Source organism: Leucobacter celer subsp. astrifaciens (assembly GCF_001273835.1).
Taxonomy (GTDB): domain Bacteria; phylum Actinomycetota; class Actinomycetes; order Actinomycetales; family Microbacteriaceae; genus Leucobacter; species Leucobacter celer.
The window spans coordinates 88,149-105,194 of sequence record NZ_JHEI01000144.1; the positions used below are offsets into that span (position 1 = coordinate 88,149).

Sequence of the window (17,046 nt, forward strand, 5' to 3'; positions counted from 1 at the left end):
GCGGCCTCAGGCGTCGTCCATGCGCACGCCGCTGCGCTTGATCGCCTGGATCACGATCGAGGTGTCGACCTCCACCGCGTCCTCGGTCCAGTCGGCCCGCATGAGGAAGTCGGCGAGCGCGGCGTGGTCGACGCAGGCGATGTCGACGAAGAGCTGGTGGCGGCCGGTGGTGAACGCGAGGTACCGCACTTCGGGCACCCCGGCGAGCCGCATGGCGACCGACTCGGTGCGGCCGGGGAAGGTGCGGATGCGCAGGATCGCCTCGACGGGGAAGCCGAGGGCCGCCGGCTCGACGACGGCCCGGTCGAAGAGGCGGCCGCTCGCCTGCAGGTGGGCGAGACGGCGGCGCGCCGAGGCGGGGGAGAGCGCGGTCGCCCGTGCGAGCTCCTCGATCGTCGCGCGCCCGTCGGCCGCGAGCACCCGCGCGATCTCCTGCTCCTCCCTGCCGAGGGGCGCCAGCTCCACCGACCCCGTCGGCTCCCAGCTCTGCTCGCGATCCTTGAGCGCGGCGACCTGATCCTCGTCGAGGATGCCGGGAAGCCACTGGTGGGTGCCCTTGTAGAGCTTGAGGATCGTCGCGGTGTCGATGCCCGCCGCGCCGGGCATGCCCGGGATCTCGTCGAGCAGCATCGAGAGCGACCGGGTGCGCTCGTTCATCAGCTCGAAGACGCAGTCCGCGTCGCCGGTGGTGAGGTAGGTGAACACCGAGTTGGGGCGGGAGGCGGCCGCGGTCGCGGTGACGCGGTTCATGCCCGAGACGCAGCGCACGCTGGCGATCGTGCTGTCGAGCACACCGCCCTGCGGGAGCAGCGTGAGGCCGGTCATGCGCACCTGCCTGGTGCGCAGCAGCTCGGTGCCGTGCGCGGCGACGGTGCGCTCGGGGGCGTCGATCACGGAGGCGATGCGGCGCCAGCCGGCGCGCCCGTTGACCTGCAGCGCCGCGACGATCCTCCGGTCGAGCGATTCGAGTACCTGAGTAGTGATCATGGCAATATTTTCTGCCGATTTCTTCAGAATAGCAATATCGATATACGACACCATTCGTATCTGCTTAAAGTCATAGCTAATTCGATCAAAGCCGACGGATTGCTCGTCTTCGGGCGGGGCGCGGCAGGATCCGAATTGCTCTCTCAATCCCGAAGTGAAAGTTGTGTCAATGAAGATTCGCAAGCTGGGACTCATGGGTCTCGCCGCCGCCGCGATCGTGTCACTCGCGGCCTGCTCGTCCAGTACTCCCTCGGGCGGCGGAGATGCCGCCGCAGAGGACGGGCCCATCAAGATCCGTGTGCAGTCGCAGGCGTCCATCGCCGCTGAGCCGCTGTACATGGGTGTCGAACAGGGCATCTTCGAGGAGGAGGGGCTCGAGGTCGAGATCGTCGAGCTGCCCGACCTGCCCGCCGCCACCGCCGCACTGCAGGCCGGCAAGCTCGAGCTCGCCTTCGTGCCCACCATCTCGGCGCTGACGATGGCGCGCCAGAACGTGCCGATCACCATGGTCGCAGCGGCGGACGGCATCAACCCCGCCGCCGCGGAGGCGTCACTCGATGAGCAGCGCGACTACACCTCGGTCGGCATCTACGTCAGCGCGGGCAGCGGCATCGAGAGCATCGATGACATGGCCGGTGCGAGCATCGCGGTGCCCGAGCTCAAAGGCCAGCCCGACGCCACCATCACCTCGGTTCTGGACGAGGCCGGCGTCGAGACCGCCGACATCGAGTGGCTCAAGCTCGGCTTCCAGCCCGCGCTCGACGCGCTGAAGGCCGACCAGATCGACGCGGCCTTCCTGGTCAGTCCGTTCTCCCTCCAGGCCGACGAGGCCGGCCTCAAGCGCGTCATGAACCCGAGCGTGGTCTTCTTCCCGCAGGGCTCCGCCACCACCTCCTGGGCCGGCAACAGCGAGTGGGTCGAGAACAACCCCGAGGCCGTCGCGCGCTTCCAGCGGGCCATGGCCCAGGCGTCGGAGTGGGCCAACGAGAACATCGACGAGGTCAAGCAGCACGCCATCGACCGCGCGGGCCTGAAGCTCACGCCGGCCGACATGCCGCAGTCGTACTGGCCGGCCGCCATCGATCCCGCTCAGTTGACCGAGGTCGACGAGAAGCTCGTGGCGATCGAGTTCTTCCCCGAGCCCGTCGACGTCAGCACCATCCTGGCCGCGTCGGCCGAGTAGCCGCGAACGAGGAGGAGGACGAGCATGCAGTCATCAGCCAGAGCCGGTCGCTTCGCGGCCGCACCCATTCTCTTCGGTGCCCTCGGCATCGTCCTCCTCCTCGTCGCGTGGCAGTGGGGTTCGACGCAGGTCACCTCGGAGGGCGCGCTGCCCTCCGTCCCCGTCGTCGCCGAGGCGCTGGGCGGGCTGTTCCTCCAGAGCTCCTTCTGGGTCGATGTCCTGCTGACGCTGGGCATCGCGCTGCTCGGCTGGGCGATCGCCGCGGTCGTCGGCGTCGCCCTCGGCGTGCTCGTCGGCACCTCCGATGTCGCCTTCGCGGCGACCCGCGTGGTGCTCGAGTTCCTGCGCCCGATCCCCGCGATCGTCATCCTGCCGCTGGCCATGCTCGTGCTCGGCCCGACGGCCGAGATGGGCGTCTTCCTCGTCGTGTTCGGCGTCATGCTGCCGATCGCTGCGCAGACGGCCGCGGGCGTCGAGTCCGTCGACCCCGTCATGCGCAACACCGCGCGCTCCTTCGGCATGCGGCCGGGCGAGATCCTGTGGCGGGTGATCCTGCCCGGCGCCTCTCCCTTCATCGGCACCGCGATGCGGGTCGCCGCCCCGGTCACCCTCATCATGGCCGTCGTCGCCGGCATGCTCGGCGGAGCTCCGGGCATCGGCAGCGCGCTCACGGTGGCCCAGAGCTCGGGCCGCAGCGACCTGATCTTCGCCTACGTCGTCGTGCTGGGCGTACTGGGCCTGTTCGTGCAGACCGCGGCCGGTCGCACCGAACGCCGCCTGCTGCACTGGCACGCCTCCTACCGGAAGGGGAACTGAGATGACCATCGCTCCCAGTCCCAACACCAGCACCACCGTCATCCGCACCGCGGCGAAGACGAAGCGCGCTCGCAGCCGCCGCCCGCTCCTGCTGACGCTCGAGATCGGCGTGCCGATCCTGCTGCTCCTCGCCTGGTGGTTCGGATCCCTGAACTCCACCAACCCGTTCTTCCCGCCGCTGCGCGACATCCTGATCGAGTTCCAGCGCCTGTGGCTCTTCGACAAGTTCGCGAGCGATGTGCTCCCGAGCATCGGCAACTTCGTGCTGGCGTACCTCATCGCCTGCGCGGCCGGCATCGCCCTCGGCATTCTGCTGGGCCTCGTGAAGCCGCTGTTCTGGATCCTCGACCCCATCGTGCAGTTCGTGCGCTCGATCCCGGCCGTCGCCCTCCTGCCGATCTTCATCGCCACGATGGGATTCGGCAACGAGGTGCGCGTGTTCGCCATCGCCCTCGCGTCGCTCTTCCCGGTGCTCATCTCGACGATCGACGGCGTGCGATCCACCGAGCCGCTGCTGCTCGAGACCGCGCAGGTCTACCGCCTCACCCGCTGGGAGCAGCTGCGCAGCATCTACGTCCCCGCGGCGTCGCCGCAGATCTTCTCGGGCGCGCTCGTGAGCCTGCAGGTGGCGTTCATCGTGATGATCACCAGCGAGATGATGGGCGCCGCGCGCGGCATCGGGGCGCTGACGCTGCTGGCGCAGGGCAGCTTCGACGTGAAGGGAATGTGGGCGGGGATCGTGCTGCTCGGCGTCCTCGGATTCCTCGCGAACCTCGTCTTCACCGTGGTGCGCCGCCGCGCCCTCGCCTGGTACCTCGGCGCGCAGAAGGCGGCCTCGGCCGACTAGCCGGGCGCCGCCGATTGAGCGCAGTCGAAATCAAGGCGCTCGAGCCCCACCCCACCCCACCCCGCAGACCTCACCGAACACGGAGACCATCATGACCAACACCCAGCTTGTCGTCGAGCACCTCTCCAAGTCCTACGCCGTCGGCGGATCCGACGTGCAGGTCATCGCCGACCTCACCTTCGACGTCTCGGCGGGCGAGATCGTCTCGATCGTGGGCCCGTCGGGCATCGGCAAGACCACGCTGCTGAAGTGCCTGACGGGGCTGCAGTCGATCACCTCGGGGTCGGCCAGGATCGACGGCAAGGAGATCGACGGTCCGCCGGAGGAGATGGCGCTCGTCTTCCAGGAGTACACGCGCTCGCTCATGCCGTGGCTCACGGTGGAGAAGAACGTGCGGCTGCCGCTGAAGCACCTGCGCCTGCCCAAGGCCGAGGCCGACGAGCGCGTGCGCGCGGCGCTCACCTCGGTCGGTCTGGCCCAGGCGCTCGACCGCTTCCCCTGGCAGCTGTCCGGCGGCATGCAGCAGCGCGTGGCCATCGCCCGCGCCCTCGCCTACCGCCCGGAGGTGCTCGTCATGGACGAGCCCTTCGCGTCGGTCGACGCGCAGACCCGCTTCGAGCTCGAGGATCTCTGCCTCAAGATCCGCGACGAGTTCGGCATGACCATCCTGCTCGTGACCCACGACATCGACGAGTCGGTCTACCTCTCCGACCGGGTCGTGGTGCTCGGGCACCGGCCGGCGATCGTGACGCGCATCGTCGACGTCGACCTACCGGAGCCCCGCGACCAGATCTCCACGCGCGCGCTGCACCAGTTCGCCGAGCTGCGTACCGAGATCTTCGAGCTGATCCGCGCAGGCGCGATCCCGTCGCAGCCCGCGCGGAGCGCGTGAGGCAGGCATGGTGAACGACGAGCTGAGGTGGATGCCCGCCGCCGAGCTGGCGGGCCGCATCCGGGCGGGAGAGCTCTCGGCGCGGGAGGCGCTGCAGGCCCACTGGGACCGCATCGACGAGGTGAATCCCGCCATCAACGCCGTGATCTACGAGGATCGCGCGGCCGCGTGGGCAGAGGCCGAGCGCGCCGATGCGCGTCAGGCTGCGGGCGGGCGGCTGGGGCCGCTGCACGGAGTGCCCATGACGAACAAGGACACCAACGAGACCGCCGGGATGCCCAACACCTGGGGTTCGCCCCTGCTGCAGCACGCGGTGCCGCAGCAGGACAGTCTCATCGTGGGCCGCATGCGCGCCGCGGGGGCGATCATGACGGGCAAGAACAACGTGCCCGAGTTCGCGGCGGGCGCGCACACCTTCAACGAGGTGTTCGGCACGACTCGCAATCCGTACGACACGGGGCGTAGCGCGGGCGGGTCGAGCGGCGGAGCCGCCGCGGCGATCGCGGCGGGCATCCAGCCCATCGGCGACGGCTCCGACATGGGAGGCTCGCTGCGCATCCCCGCCGCGTTCTGCAACGTGCTCGGGATGCGCCCCTCGCTCGGGCGCATCCCGACCCCCGGCTCCAACTCGTGGATGTGGCTCGGACGCACCGGCCCGATGGCGCGTGAGACGACCGATCTCGCGCTCCTGATGACTGTGCTCTCCGGCCCGGATCCGAGCGTGCCGACCTCGATCCAGGAGACGGGGGTCGACTTCCAGGTGGGTCTGCGCCGCGGCGTCGCCGGGCTGCGCATCGGCTGGTCGCCCGACGTGGGTCTGGGCATGCCGGTCGATCCCGAGGTCGTCGCGTTGGCGGAGCGATCCCTCGCGGTGTTCGCCGAGGCGGGCGCCGTCGTAGAGGAGGCGTCGCCCGACATCTCCGAGGCCGACTACGTGTTCCGTCAGACCCGAGCATTCGACTACGAGTTCGGGTGGGGCGAGCTGGTGCGCGCCCATCCCGATCAGGTGAAGCACGAGGTGCTCGAGAACGTCGCGGCCGGAACCCGCCAGAGCGCGGCGGACCTGCACGAGCTGACCCGCGCTCGCACGAGGCTCGAGAACCGCACGCGCGAGTACTTCGAGCGCTACGACCTCTGGATCACGCCCACCGCGCAGGTGCTGCCGTTCCCCGCCGAGCAGCGGTGGCCCGCCGAGATCGCGGGCCACCGCATGGGCGACTACCTCGACTGGATGCGCTCCGTCTGCGTGGTGTCCGGCATGAGCGTGCCGGCCCTCTCCGTGCCCGCCGGCTTCTCGAAGTCGGGGCTGCCCGTCGGCATCCAGCTGGTCGCCCCGCAGGGGGCCGACGCGCTGCTGCTGCGGGCGGCCTACGCCTACGAGGAGCGCACGCGCTGGCCGCGGATGCATCCGCGGCTCGGGGTCGCGGTCGACGCGTAGACGCGCAGGCTGAACACTCACACGATAAGGAAGTGGTTGACATGGTGAATCAGGGTTCGCTCGACGGAGTACTGGTGGTGGATCTGTCGCGTGCGCTGGCCGGCCCGCACGCGGGGCAGATGCTGGGGGATCTGGGCGCGCGCGTGATCAAGGTCGAGGCTCCAGGTGCCGGGGATGATACGCGTTCGTGGGGGCCGCCGTTCGTGGACGGCGCCGACGGTGCGCCGTACTCGACCTACTTCCTCTCCTGCAACCGCAACAAGGAGTCGATCGCCCTCGACCTGAAGAGCGACGACGGTCGCCGGGTGCTCACCGAGCTGCTGAGCCATGCGGATGTGCTGATCGAGAACTTCCGCACCGGAGTGATGGATCGGCTGAGATTCGGTACGACGGCGCTGGCGGAGCTCAACCCGCGTCTGGTGCAGTTGTCGATCACGGGCTTCGGGCACGATGGCCCGGAGGGCGGTCGTGCGGGGTACGACCAGATCGTGCAGGGAGAAGCGGGCCTCATGTCGGTCACCGGATCCGGTGTGGAGGATCCGCAGCGGGTGGGTGTGCCGATCGCGGATCTGCTGGGCGGCATCCACGGCGTGGTTGGGGTGCTGGCGGCGCTGCACGAGCGGGAGCGGACGGGGCGCGGGCGTGTGGTGCGAACCTCGCTGCTGTCCTCGATCGTGGGGGTGCACGCCTTCCAGGGGACACGGGTCACGGTGGCGGGCGAGGTGCCGGCCGCGCAGGGCAACCATCATCCCTCGATCGCGCCGTACGGGCTGTTCCGCTGCCGGGACGGGGCCGTGCAGATCAGTGTGGGCAACGAGCGCCTGTGGCAGGCCTTCTGCGCCGAGTTCGGCTTGGATCCGGCGACACCGGGGCTCGCGGCGAACCCGGATCGGGTGGCGCACCGGGGCGAGACGATCGCGTTCGTGGAGGCCGCGTTCGCGGATCAGGACGCCGAGCCGCTGCTGCGGCGCCTGAGTTCCGCGGGAGTTCCCGCGGGCAAGGTGCGCGATCTCGCCGAGGTGTACGAGTGGGATCAGCTGCACTCGCAGGGGCTGGTGGTCGACGTGGAACACGCTGCGCTGGGCAGCATCTCGCTGCCGGGCCCCGCGATCCGCTTCTTCGACATCGACGCGGCGGGGGAGACCGAGCGATCCCGCACCGAGCACACGGCGCCGCCCGTGCTCGACCAGCACGGCGAGGCGATCCGCGCGTGGTTGGGCCTGGACCGCGTTGCGACCGCGGGCGAGCCGGCGGGAGCGAGCGCGTGAGCGCCCGGACCGCGGCGCCGGCTGCCGGAACCGCGAGCACCACCGGAGCGGGCGCGGCTGGCGGGAGCGGGAAGCCGCGCCGGTTGTCGGCGCGCGAACTGATCGGGCTGATCGCGGATCCCGGCAGCTACGTCAGCTGGGACGTCGCACCGGCGGAGCCCGATCTCGGCGACGCCTACCGCGACGAGCTCGCCGCCGCCGCGGCGAAGAGCGGTGTGGACGAGTCGATCATCACGGGGGAGGCGCTGGTCGAGGGGCGTCGGGTGGTGCTCATCGCGTGCGAGTTCCAGTTCCTCGCGGGCTCCATCGGGGTCGCCTCGGCGGAGCGTCTCGTGCAGGCGATGGAGCGCGCCACGGCCGAGCGGCTGCCCGTGCTCGCGTCGACGGCGTCGGGAGGCACCCGCATGCAGGAGGGCACGGTCGCGTTCGTGGCGATGGTGAAGATCGCCGCGGCCGTCGCCGCGCACCAGGCCGAGGGGCTCCCGTACCTCACCTATCTCCGGCACCCGTCCACCGGGGGCGCGCTCGCGTCGTTCGGGTCGCTCGGGCAGGTCACCGTGGCCGAGCCGGGCGCGCTCGTCGGCTTCCTCGGCCCCCGTGTCTACGAAGCGCTCTACGGCGAGAAGTTCCCCGCCGGGGTGCAGTCGGCCGAGAACCTCGCCAGGCACGGCATCATCGACGGCGTGCTCCCGCCCGAGGGGCTGCGCGAGGTCATCGCGCGGACACTGCGCCTGCTGGAGCGCCCCACCCACGCGGAGCTCGCCGTCCGCGCCGGCGATCCCGGATCCGCGGCCGAGGATCCGGCGGGCTCGACCGACACCTGGGCGTCGGTCACCCGCACCCGCGACCGGCGCCGGCCCGGACTGCGGGAGCTGCTGCGGCACGCCGCGACCGACGTCGTGCCGCTCTCGGGTACCGGGCAGGGCGAGCGCGATCCGGGCCTCGCGCTCTGCCTGGCCCGCTTCGGCGGGGTGCCGGCGGTCGTCGTGGGGCAGGACCGGCGCGTGCAGCGATCCCACGCCCCGCTCGGCCCGGGCGCGCTGCGCGCTGCGCGCCGCGCCATGCACCTCTCCGAGGAGCTGCGGCTGCCACTGGTCACCGTGATCGACACCCCGGGTGCCGCCCTGTCTCAGACGGCCGAGGAGGGCGGCCTCGCCTCCGAGATCGCGCACTGCCTCGCAGACCTCGCCACACACCGCGGCCCGACGCTGTCGATCCTGCTCGGCGAAGGCACCGGCGGCGGAGCCCTCGCGATCCTGCCCGCCGATCGCACCCTCGCCGCGCTCCACGCCTGGCTCTCGCCCCTCCCGCCCGAGGGCGCCTCGGCGATCGTGCACCGCGACACCGGCCACGCCCCCGAGCTCGCCGAACAGCAGGGCGTCGCCTCGGCGCGGCTGCGGCAGAACCGCATCGTGGACCGCATCGTCGCCGAGCAACCCGACGCAGCCGAGGAGGCCGTGGCCTTCTGCCGGCGCATGGGCGACGCCATCGCGCAGGAGATCGCGGCGCTCCAGCTCATGCAGCCCGACCGCCGCCGGGTGCTCCGCCACGACCGCTACCGGAGGCTCGGGCTCTGAGCTCGACCCCGATCCGCCGGTTGAGCGGAGCGCAGCGGGGTCGAAACTCGGATCCCGAGGCCTACGGTTCCGCTGCGCTCCGACGTGCTCCGCTCGCTCAACCGGCGGAGCGCAGCGAGTCGGCACCCTGCCGGAGCCGACGGCGGCAGCGTAGGCTGAACCCACCGCCGGACCGCCGCACGAAGGAGTTCACGTGACCCGCGCACTGCTGATCATCGACATTCAGAACGACTACTTCCCGGGCGGCGCCTACCCGCTCGTCGGATCGGACACCGCCGCGGAATCGGCGGCTCGCGCGCTCGCCGCGTTCCGCGAGAGCGGCGATCCGGTGCTGCACGTGCAGCACATCTGGGACGCCCCGGATGCGCCCTTCATGCGCCCGGGCACCGCCGGCGTCGAGATCCACGCAGCGGTGCGGCCACTCGACGGCGAGGCGGTGCTGCAGAAGGCCGAGCCCAACGCGTTTCTCGGCACCGATCTCGCCGAGCGGCTCGCCGGCATCGCGCCCGACGAGCTGGTGGTGGCGGGCATGATGACGAGCATGTGCGTCGACTCGACCGTGCGCGCGGCCGCCGAGCGCGGCTTCTCCGTGAGGCTGCTGCACGACGCCTGCGCCGCACCGGATCTGGAGTTCGGCGGGACGAGCGTTCCCGGGGCCGCGGTGCACGCCGCCTTCATCGCGGCGCTCGCCGGCGGGTTCGCGACCGCGAGCTCCGTCGACGAGTACCTCGCGGGCTGACCCGCGCCCGCCCGACGCCTACTCCAGCAGGTCGGCGACCGACGAGAGCACCTCGTCGGGGCGGAACGGGAAGCGCTCGATCTCGGCGCGATCCGAGATCCCCGTCATCACGAGCACCGTGTGCAGCCCGGCCTCCATGCCGGCGACGATGTCGGTGTCCATGCGATCCCCGATCATGCCCGTGTTGTGGGAATGGGCGCCGATCTGGTTGAGGGCCGAGCGGAACATCATCGGATTGGGCTTGCCGACGATGTAGGGGACCTTGCCCGTCGCCTCGGTGATGAGCGCGTTGATGGCGCCCGTGGCGGGCAGGGGTCCCTCGGCGCTGGGGCCGGTCGCGTCCGGATTGGTCGAGATGAAGCGGGCCCCGCCGATGATGAGCCGGATCGCCTTGGTGATCGCCTCGAACGAGTAGTTGCGGGTCTCGCCCACCACGACGAAGTCGGGGTTCGACTCCGTCATCACGTATCCGGCGTCGTGCAGGGCGGTGAGGATCCCGGCCTCGCCGATCACGAAGGCCGAACCGCCCGGCTGCTGCTGCTTGAGGAAGGCGGCGGTGGCGAGCGCGCTCGTCCAGATGCGGTCCTCGGGCACGTCGATGCCCGAGGCGGCGAGGCGTGCGCTGAGGTCGCGGGCCGTGAAGATCGAGTTGTTGGTGAGCACCAGATACGGCATCTCCTGATCGCGCCAGTGCTGCAGCAACTCGGCCGCGCCCGGAATGGCCCGGTTCTCGTGCACCAGCACGCCGTCCATGTCGGTGAGCCAGCACTCGATCTCTCGACGGCGCTGCGGGATCTCGATCTCGGTCATGCCACCCAGCGTAGTCCCGCCGTGTGAACGAGCGGTTTCACCGTCGCCGTTCCTTCGCCTCTACATGTCGATCCGAAGCCGGAGTCGCGTTCTGCCGCTTCCCCGTGAGGGATGCGGCAGAACGCGACTCCGGCTTTCGGTTTCGTGCGCGGTCCCACGTCGCGGACCCGCCTCGATCCCGCCGCTCAGTTCTCGCGGCCCACGAGCTCCGGCACCGCGCTCAGCAGCTCCAGCGTGTACGGATCCTCCGGGGCGGTCCACACCCGCTCCGTCGGTCCCTGCTCCACGAACCGTCCGGCGCGCATGACCGCGGTGCGGTCGGCGATGGTCGCGACGACGGCGAGGTCGTGCGAGATGATGACCATGCCGATCTGCAGCTCGTCCACGAGGCGTCGCAGCAGTTCACCGACGTACTTCTGAGAAGAGGCGTCGAGCGCCGAGATCGGCTCGTCCGCGACGATCACCTTCGGGTCGGCCAGCAGCGCCTTCGCGATGGCGATGCGCTGCCGCTGCCCGCCCGAGAGCGCGTGCGGATAGCGGGAGCACAGCGAGGGATCGAGCCCCACCCGATCGAGCACCTCGGCGATGGCCGCGTCGCGCGAGGCGTCCGAGCGGCGCTCGCCGCGAGCGCGGGCCGAGGAGTTCCACACCTCCTCGAGCTGCTGCGCGATCCGTCGCCTCGGGTTGAGGGAGGCGTACGGATCCTGGAACACCATCTGCAGCGGGACGAGGTGCGCCGGGCGCCGACGGATGGGCAGCGGTGTGACCTCGCGCCCGAGGAAGCGGATCGAACCGCCGCTGAGCCGGTTGATCCCGACCAGCGCCCGGGCCAGCGAGGACTTCCCGCAGCCGCTCTCGCCCACGATGCCGACGATCTCGCCGGGCCGCACCTCGAGGTCGACGCCCTGCACGGCGACGAAGCGACCTCTGCCCTTCACCCGGTAGCTGACGACGGCCTCGCTCACCTCGAGCAGCGCGGCAGCCTCGTTCTCGGTACGCGTCACGACTGAACCTCCTTGGGAAGCGGCCAGGGGATCTTCGGCACGGCGTCCAGGAGGACCCGCGTGTAGGGATGCTCGGGGGAGCGGAAGAGACGATCCGCCTCGCCGGACTCCACGATCTCGCCCGTGCGGAAGACGTTCACCCGATCGGCGATCGAGCTCAGCATCGCGAGGTCGTGCGTGACGAAGATGATGCCCATACCGCTCTCGCGGCGGAGCTCGTCGAGCAGCGCGATGATCTCCGTGCGGATGTTGGCGTCGAGGGCCGTCGTCGGTTCGTCCGCGATCAGCAGCTTCGGCCCGCAGGCCAGGGCGATCGCGATCGACACGCGCTGCTTCATGCCGCCCGAGAGCTGATGCGGATACTGCCGCAGGAGGCGCTTCGGCTCACGCAGATGCACGCGCTCGAGCAGTTCGATCGCCCGGGCGTCCGCCTCGGGCCCGCCGAGGCCCAGGTGCAGCTTCAGGTGATCGGTGAGCTGCTCGCCGAGCTTGAGCATCGGGTGCAGGCTGGACGAGGGATCCTGCAGCACCATGGCGATCTCGGCGCCGCGGGTGCGTTCCCACTCCCTGCTGCTCTGCGTCAGCAGCTCCCGGCCGTCGAAGCGGAGCGAGCCGGTCGCGGTGAGCCCGTCGGGCAGCAGGCCGAGCAGGCTGAGACCGGTGAGGGTCTTGCCCGAGCCGCTCTCGCCGACGACGCCGACGACCTCCCCGGCGTCGACGGAGAACGAGACCTCCGAGACGAGCGGCTCGCCCAGGCCGCTCGCTCGCAGAACGCTGAGACGGTCCACTTCCAGCAGGCTCATGATCCGGCTCCGTTCTCGCTCATGCGCGGTTCGAGGCTGTCGCGGATCGCGTCGCCGATGATGTTGAAGGCCAGCACCACCGAGACCACCGCGATGCCCGGCGCGATCGCCAGCCACCACTGGTCGAAGTACTGCACCGCGCCGGAGATCATCGAACCCCACTCGGGAGTGGGCGGCACCGCGCCGAGGCCGAGGAAGGAGAGCCCCGCGAGGAAGAGGATCGCCGCGCCGATGTCGAGCATGGCGAGCACGAGGACGGAACCGCTGACGGCCGGCAGGAGGTCGACGAGGATCGACCGCAGCGGGCCGACGCCGGACAGCCGGTTCGACAGCACGAACTCCGACTCGCGCAGCGCGAGCACGATCGATCGCACCGCTCGGGCGTACGCGGGCCACCAGCTGATCGCGGCCGCGATGACCGCGTTCTGGATGCTGGGGCCGAGCGCGGCGGCGATCGCCATCGCGAGGATGATGCCGGGGAACGCGAAGACGAGATCGGCGATGCGCATCAGGATCTCGTCGATCCATCCGCCGAAGAAGCCCGCCACGAGGCCGATCGCAGTGCCGAGGAGCGCCGCTGCCGCCACGATCATGAGGCCGTTTGGCACGGACACGCGAGCCGCGGCGAGTGTGCGGCTGAGGTTGTCGCGGCCGAGCGCGTCGGTTCCGAGCAGCGCGGAGCCGTCGGGCGGGGAGAGCGCCGGTCCGACGGTCGCGAGCGGATCGTGCGGCGTCAGCGCGGGGATGAGGATCACGAGCAGCCAGGCGAAGAGCACGGCGCAGGAGGCGATCACGGAGGGCGTGCGCAGCCACGCGGGAAGGCGCCCGCGCCGGCTGCGCTCGGGCTGGTCGATCATGGAGATCACATCGGTGCGGCTCATTGGAGTCGGATCCTTGGGTCGAAGGCCGAGGCCAGGACGTCGGCGAGGAAGTTCACGGCGAGGAAGATGACGGCGATGACCACCGAGATGCCCGTGATCGCTGTGATGTCGAGATTCGTGGCCGAGCGGTAGGCGTACTGGCCGAGCCCGCCCCAGGCGAAGATCTGCTCGACGTAGACCGTGGCCGCGAGGAGGAAGCCGAAGGAGAGCGCCGTGACGGTGATTATCGGGCTCGATGCGCTCCGCACCGCGTAGCGCATCAGGACGCGAGTGCTGGGGAGTCCCTTCGCCCGGGCCGCTTTCACCGCGTCGGTGTTGAGGCCGTCGAGGACCGCGCTGCGGGTGAAGCGGAGCACCATGCCGAGGTTCGAAAGGGCCAGGACGGTCGCGGGCAGGATCAGGTGCGCGACCGCCGAGCCCCAGGTGGTGAAGTCCCCGACCAGAAGCGCGTCGATCGTGTAGAAGCCCGTCACGGCGGGCGGCGGCGGTGTCGCGGCGTCGAGCCGACCGCTGCCGGGCAGCCAGCCGAGCTGGCGGAAGAAGATGGTCGACCCCACGAGCGCGAGCCAGTAGGTCGGAAGGCTGACTCCGAGCAGCGAGACGATCCGCGCGAAGTGGTCGGGCCAGCGGTTGCGGGCCTGAGCGGCCACGATCCCGAGCGTGACTCCGATCAGCACGGAGAGCACTGTCGCCCAGAGCACCAGCTCGAGGGTCGCCGGGGCGTACTTCGCGAGGTCGCCCGCGATGGGCTGACCCGTCTGCTGCGAGATGCCGAGATCGCCGCGGAAGAGGCCGGCGAGGTACCGGAGGTACTGCTCCCAGATCGGGAGATCGAGGCCGAACTTCTCCCGGAAGGCGGCGACGGCCTCGGGGTTGGCGAGCGCCTGCTGGCTCAGATTCGCGGTTTCGGGCCGGAGCGGAACGAGGACGCCCAGGCCGAAGGAGACGAGGGTGATCCCGAAGAGGGTGATGAGGGAGGTGGCGAGGCGGCGGAGCACGAAACGGAGATATCCGCTTCCGCCGCCCTTCTCCGGGGCGGACGTCCGTGCGTCCGCCCCGGGTCCGGAGAGTGTCTGTGTCACGATACGTGTTCCGTGCGGTGTCAGCGGATCTGCGAGAGATTGACGCCGGCGAGCGGATCGTGGCTCACGTGCTCCACGCTCGTCGAGGCGACCAGGAAGAAGGAGGGCTCGAGCAGGTAGGCGAAGGGGGCCTCCTCGTTCATCGCCTCGTTCCAGGCGGTGTAGGCCGCTGCGCGATCCTCTCCGATGGCCGCCCGGGCCTCGTCCGCCAGCTTCGCGACCTCGGGGGCCGCATCGGCGGGCCAGTGCACACGCTCGCCGATGAGATTGCCGGCGGAGAACACCAGCACGTCCGAGGGGTCCGCGATGTCCGGCGGCCACGACCAGAGGGCCATCTCGGTCTCGCCGTCGATGTAGCGCTGGAGCGAGGTCGAGGTGGGCGTCGGGTTCAGGGTGACCTTCAGGCCGATCGCCTCGAGCTGGGTCTGCAGGCCCTGGGCGAGCACGTTGTAGTCGATGCCCGCGAGGCGCGTGTAGTCGTTCGCGTAGTCCAGCGTGACCGCGGTACCGGTCTTGCCCGCGTCGGCGAGGAGCTGCTTCGCCGCCTCGGGATCGGACTTCGGGCCCTCGCCCTCCGGCAGGGAGCCGAGCATCATCGACGGGATGATGCCCGTGGCCTCCTTGGCGCCCGCGCCGACGAGGGCGCGCAGCGCTTCGTAGTCGATGCCGGTCTTGATCGCCTCCGTGACATCTGGATCGGCCGTTGCCGCGCCGGCCTTCTGGGAGAGGGCGAGGTAGAGCACCTCGGGGGACGGCGAGGACTGCACCTTCAGCGCGTCCGACTCCATGCCCTCGGCGATGCGCCCCGGGATGTCGAGTGCGATCTGGCTGTCGCCGCCCTCGATGTTCGCCTTCTGCTGCTGCGCGTTGTTGACGTTGCGCAGTACGATGCGGTCGTAGGCGGGCGCGTCGCCCCAGTAGTCCTCGTTCTTCACGAGCACGATCTGAGAGTTCGTGTCGTAGCTCTCGAGCGTGTACGGGCCGCTTCCGACGCCGTTGCCCGACTCGGTGAAGAGATTGCCGGCCTGATCGGCCTCGGCCGCGTCCTCGGCATCCGTGCCACCCGCTGCGCGCACCGTCTCGTCGTCGACGATCGACAGCGGTGAGGCGGTCAGCGTGTGCTCCATGTAGGGCGCCGGGCTCTCGGTGGTGATCGTCACGGTGCGCTCGTCGGCCTCTGCGACCGTGACGCCCTCCATGCGATACGCCGGGCTTGCTCCGAGGTGCTTCAGGCGGTTGAGGGAGAACACCACGTCCGCTGCGGTGACCGGGTTGCCGTTCGCGAACTTCACGTCGTCGCGCAGGGTCACGGTGAACTCGGTCGCGCTGTCGTTCGCCTCGATCGACTCGGCGAGGAGCGGCTGCGGCTCGGCGACGTTGTCGACGTAGGTGAAGAGCGTCTGGTAGATGCCGCTGGCGACGATCGCGTCGGTCACCTGGAAGATGGTGGCGGGGTCGATCGACTGCGCGGTGAACGCCTGGTCTATGACGAGTGTCCCGGGCTTCTCCGTCGAGGCGCCGGTGTTGCCCGCCTGGCCTCCGGCTGCGCAGCCGGAGACGACGAGGGCGCCGGCCATGAGCAGTGCGGAGACCCCTGCGGCTTTTCGAAGCGGCTTCGATGCCATGTCGCAGATCCTTTCGATGTATCGGTGTCGCGGGGTTGTACCCGGTGAGATCAGGACTTGCGCGACCTCGCTGTCGGGGTTAGTGTCAACCATATCGTGACAACTGCTTCTAATTTGTGAAGCAGTGAGAGCGATATTACCGGTGATGCGATGTTCGTCAAGAGGGATCCGTATTTTGTTATGAAACGAATCTCTGCATGCCAGGACAGGCGCATTCCGGAAAAACGAGTTGACTTATCCGAATTCGCTGGCTAGTTTCGTGTCACGCAATGCGCAACTATGTCACGAAATAGGTGACAAAGAATGGAGATCCCATGACTGAGAGCGTTCCCGGGACGGGCGGTACGGCACCGCTGACCTCGAACCTCAAGATGCTGCGCTTGCTCGAGGAGATCGCGAAGACGAGCGCACCCTTCGGCGTGTCCGAGATCGCCCGCCGGGTCGGGGGATCCCGGTCGATGGTGCACCGGCAACTCGTGACGCTCGTCGCGGGCGGGTGGCTCACGACCGATGCGCAGGGCTCGTACACCCTGACCTTCTCGCCGGTCCGCCTCGGCCAGGCCGCGCTGCGGCACGCGAGCGTCGACCAGCGCATCTCCGAAGAACTCACCCGGCTCGCCGACGAGCTCGGGGAGGGCATCTCCCTCGGCACGCTCGACGGCGACTCGGTCACGATCGTCGGACGCGGGCTGCCGCCGAGGAACGTCCACGTGTCGCTCGAGCACGGTCAACGCTTCGGCATCGCGGGAAGCGCCCTCGGGTCGGTGCTCGCCAGCTACCTCGGCGAGTCCGAACTCCGCCGGTTCCGCGATTCCGGCGTCGAGCTCCCCGGAGAGGCCGAGCGGGCCCGAGTGCGGGCGGAGGGGTACGCGATGCTCGTCGACGACGAGTTCGATCCGATCGAGATCGTCGCCGTTCCCGTCGGCCGTACTCCCGGCCGGGTGCGATTCGCGCTGTCCGCGCACTGGCCGCACGGCCGCGCGAAGCCGGATCACGTGCTCTCATCGCTCGAGGCCGGCGCCCGGGCGATCGAGGATCTCACCGAACAGAGCGCCGGAATCCTGCTCACCTAGCCCCAGAACACGAAGGAGTGC

The 17,046-nt window shown here is 70.0% G+C and carries 16 protein-coding genes; 9 read left to right on the forward strand and 7 right to left on the reverse strand.

Features of this window, described 5'->3' with window-relative positions; genetic code table 11:
• Window positions 1-6 precede the first annotated feature (6 nt).
• A complete protein-coding gene (locus tag AMS65_RS15330; RefSeq protein ID WP_053385047.1) occupies window positions 7-987 on the reverse strand; it encodes an Lrp/AsnC family transcriptional regulator in 981 nt (326 codons plus the stop codon).
• Window positions 988-1,156: 169 nt separating this feature from the next.
• Between AMS65_RS15330 and AMS65_RS15335 the strand changes: the two genes are divergently transcribed.
• The 8 genes from AMS65_RS15335 (at window position 1,157) to AMS65_RS15370 (ending at window position 9,747) form a co-directional block, all read left to right on the forward strand.
• Window positions 1,157-2,170, forward strand: a complete 1,014-nt coding sequence (locus AMS65_RS15335; protein ID WP_053385048.1) for an ABC transporter substrate-binding protein — start codon at window positions 1,157-1,159, stop codon at window positions 2,168-2,170.
• Window positions 2,171-2,194: 24 nt separating this feature from the next.
• Window positions 2,195-2,986, forward strand: coding sequence for an ABC transporter permease (locus AMS65_RS15340; RefSeq protein ID WP_053385049.1), 792 nt, complete (start codon window positions 2,195-2,197; stop codon window positions 2,984-2,986).
• Between the two features lies 1 nt (window position 2,987).
• Window positions 2,988-3,833 (forward strand): ABC transporter permease, encoded by an 846-nt coding sequence (locus AMS65_RS15345; RefSeq protein WP_083451757.1) that lies wholly within the window; start codon window positions 2,988-2,990, stop codon window positions 3,831-3,833.
• A gap of 91 nt (window positions 3,834-3,924) precedes the next feature.
• Window positions 3,925-4,725, forward strand: a complete 801-nt coding sequence (locus AMS65_RS15350; RefSeq protein ID WP_053385050.1) for an ABC transporter ATP-binding protein — start codon at window positions 3,925-3,927, stop codon at window positions 4,723-4,725.
• A gap of 7 nt (window positions 4,726-4,732) precedes the next feature.
• Window positions 4,733-6,163, forward strand: a complete 1,431-nt coding sequence (locus AMS65_RS15355) for an amidase (protein ID WP_053385051.1) — start codon at window positions 4,733-4,735, stop codon at window positions 6,161-6,163.
• A 41-nt stretch (window positions 6,164-6,204) separates the two neighbouring features.
• A complete protein-coding gene (locus tag AMS65_RS15360; protein ID WP_053385052.1) occupies window positions 6,205-7,431 on the forward strand; it encodes a CaiB/BaiF CoA transferase family protein in 1,227 nt (408 codons plus the stop codon).
• A gap of 83 nt (window positions 7,432-7,514) precedes the next feature.
• Entirely contained in the window at window positions 7,515-9,008 is a 1,494-nt protein-coding gene (locus tag AMS65_RS15365; RefSeq protein ID WP_053385053.1) for a carboxyl transferase domain-containing protein, read from the forward strand.
• A 193-nt stretch (window positions 9,009-9,201) separates the two neighbouring features.
• The gene (locus tag AMS65_RS15370) at window positions 9,202-9,747 is read left to right on the forward strand and encodes a cysteine hydrolase family protein (RefSeq protein WP_053385054.1); all 546 of its coding nucleotides are present in this window, start codon (window positions 9,202-9,204) and stop codon (window positions 9,745-9,747) included.
• Window positions 9,748-9,765: 18 nt separating this feature from the next.
• On the opposite strand, the gene AMS65_RS15375 is transcribed toward AMS65_RS15370, so the two are convergent.
• The 6 genes from AMS65_RS15375 to AMS65_RS15400 form a co-directional block, all read right to left on the reverse strand.
• Window positions 9,766-10,557, reverse strand: a complete 792-nt coding sequence (locus tag AMS65_RS15375) for an HAD-IIA family hydrolase (RefSeq protein ID WP_053385055.1) — start codon at window positions 10,555-10,557, stop codon at window positions 9,766-9,768.
• Between the two features lie 185 nt (window positions 10,558-10,742).
• Window positions 10,743-11,561, reverse strand: a complete 819-nt coding sequence (locus AMS65_RS15380; RefSeq protein WP_053385056.1) for an ABC transporter ATP-binding protein — start codon at window positions 11,559-11,561, stop codon at window positions 10,743-10,745.
• Window positions 11,558-12,364 carry an ABC transporter ATP-binding protein gene (locus AMS65_RS15385; RefSeq protein ID WP_053385057.1) on the reverse strand — a complete coding sequence of 269 codons (807 nt, stop codon included), beginning with the start codon at window positions 12,362-12,364 and terminating at the stop codon, window positions 11,558-11,560. The genes AMS65_RS15380 and AMS65_RS15385 overlap by 4 nt, the downstream gene beginning before the upstream one ends.
• Window positions 12,361-13,245, reverse strand: coding sequence for an ABC transporter permease (locus AMS65_RS15390; RefSeq protein ID WP_053385058.1), 885 nt, complete (start codon window positions 13,243-13,245; stop codon window positions 12,361-12,363). Before AMS65_RS15390 ends, AMS65_RS15385 begins: the two co-directional genes overlap by 4 nt.
• Window positions 13,242-14,327 carry an ABC transporter permease gene (locus AMS65_RS15395; RefSeq protein ID WP_083451759.1) on the reverse strand — a complete coding sequence of 362 codons (1,086 nt, stop codon included), beginning with the start codon at window positions 14,325-14,327 and terminating at the stop codon, window positions 13,242-13,244. The genes AMS65_RS15390 and AMS65_RS15395 overlap by 4 nt, the downstream gene beginning before the upstream one ends.
• A gap of 20 nt (window positions 14,328-14,347) precedes the next feature.
• Window positions 14,348-15,952: an ABC transporter substrate-binding protein gene (locus AMS65_RS15400; RefSeq protein ID WP_053385059.1), complete on the reverse strand. Its 1,605-nt coding sequence runs from the start codon at window positions 15,950-15,952 to the stop codon at window positions 14,348-14,350.
• 314 nt (window positions 15,953-16,266) lie between these two features.
• Between AMS65_RS15400 and AMS65_RS15405 the strand changes: the two genes are divergently transcribed.
• On the forward strand, window positions 16,267-17,025 hold the full coding sequence (locus AMS65_RS15405; RefSeq protein ID WP_053385060.1) for an IclR family transcriptional regulator: 759 nt from the start codon (window positions 16,267-16,269) through the stop codon (window positions 17,023-17,025).
• Window positions 17,026-17,046: the final 21 nt, after the last annotated feature.

Bases quoted from the DNA above. Each gene is read 5' to 3' on its own strand.
- AMS65_RS15330 (WP_053385047.1), bottom strand. From the start codon at position 987: ATGATCACTACTCAGGTACTCGAATCGCTCGACCGGAGGATCGTCGCG.
- AMS65_RS15335 (WP_053385048.1), top strand. From the start codon at position 1,157: ATGAAGATTCGCAAGCTGGGACTCATGGGTCTCGCCGCCGCCGCGATC.
- AMS65_RS15340 (WP_053385049.1), top strand. From the start codon at position 2,195: ATGCAGTCATCAGCCAGAGCCGGTCGCTTCGCGGCCGCACCCATTCTC.
- AMS65_RS15345 (WP_083451757.1), top strand. From the start codon at position 2,988: ATGACCATCGCTCCCAGTCCCAACACCAGCACCACCGTCATCCGCACC.
- AMS65_RS15350 (WP_053385050.1), top strand. From the start codon at position 3,925: ATGACCAACACCCAGCTTGTCGTCGAGCACCTCTCCAAGTCCTACGCC.
- AMS65_RS15355 (WP_053385051.1), top strand. From the start codon at position 4,733: ATGGTGAACGACGAGCTGAGGTGGATGCCCGCCGCCGAGCTGGCGGGC.
- AMS65_RS15360 (WP_053385052.1), top strand. From the start codon at position 6,205: ATGGTGAATCAGGGTTCGCTCGACGGAGTACTGGTGGTGGATCTGTCG.
- AMS65_RS15375 (WP_053385055.1), bottom strand. From the start codon at position 10,557: ATGACCGAGATCGAGATCCCGCAGCGCCGTCGAGAGATCGAGTGCTGG.
- AMS65_RS15385 (WP_053385057.1), bottom strand. From the start codon at position 12,364: ATGAGCCTGCTGGAAGTGGACCGTCTCAGCGTTCTGCGAGCGAGCGGC.
- AMS65_RS15390 (WP_053385058.1), bottom strand. From the start codon at position 13,245: ATGAGCCGCACCGATGTGATCTCCATGATCGACCAGCCCGAGCGCAGC.
- AMS65_RS15400 (WP_053385059.1), bottom strand. From the start codon at position 15,952: ATGGCATCGAAGCCGCTTCGAAAAGCCGCAGGGGTCTCCGCACTGCTC.
- AMS65_RS15405 (WP_053385060.1), top strand. From the start codon at position 16,267: ATGACTGAGAGCGTTCCCGGGACGGGCGGTACGGCACCGCTGACCTCG.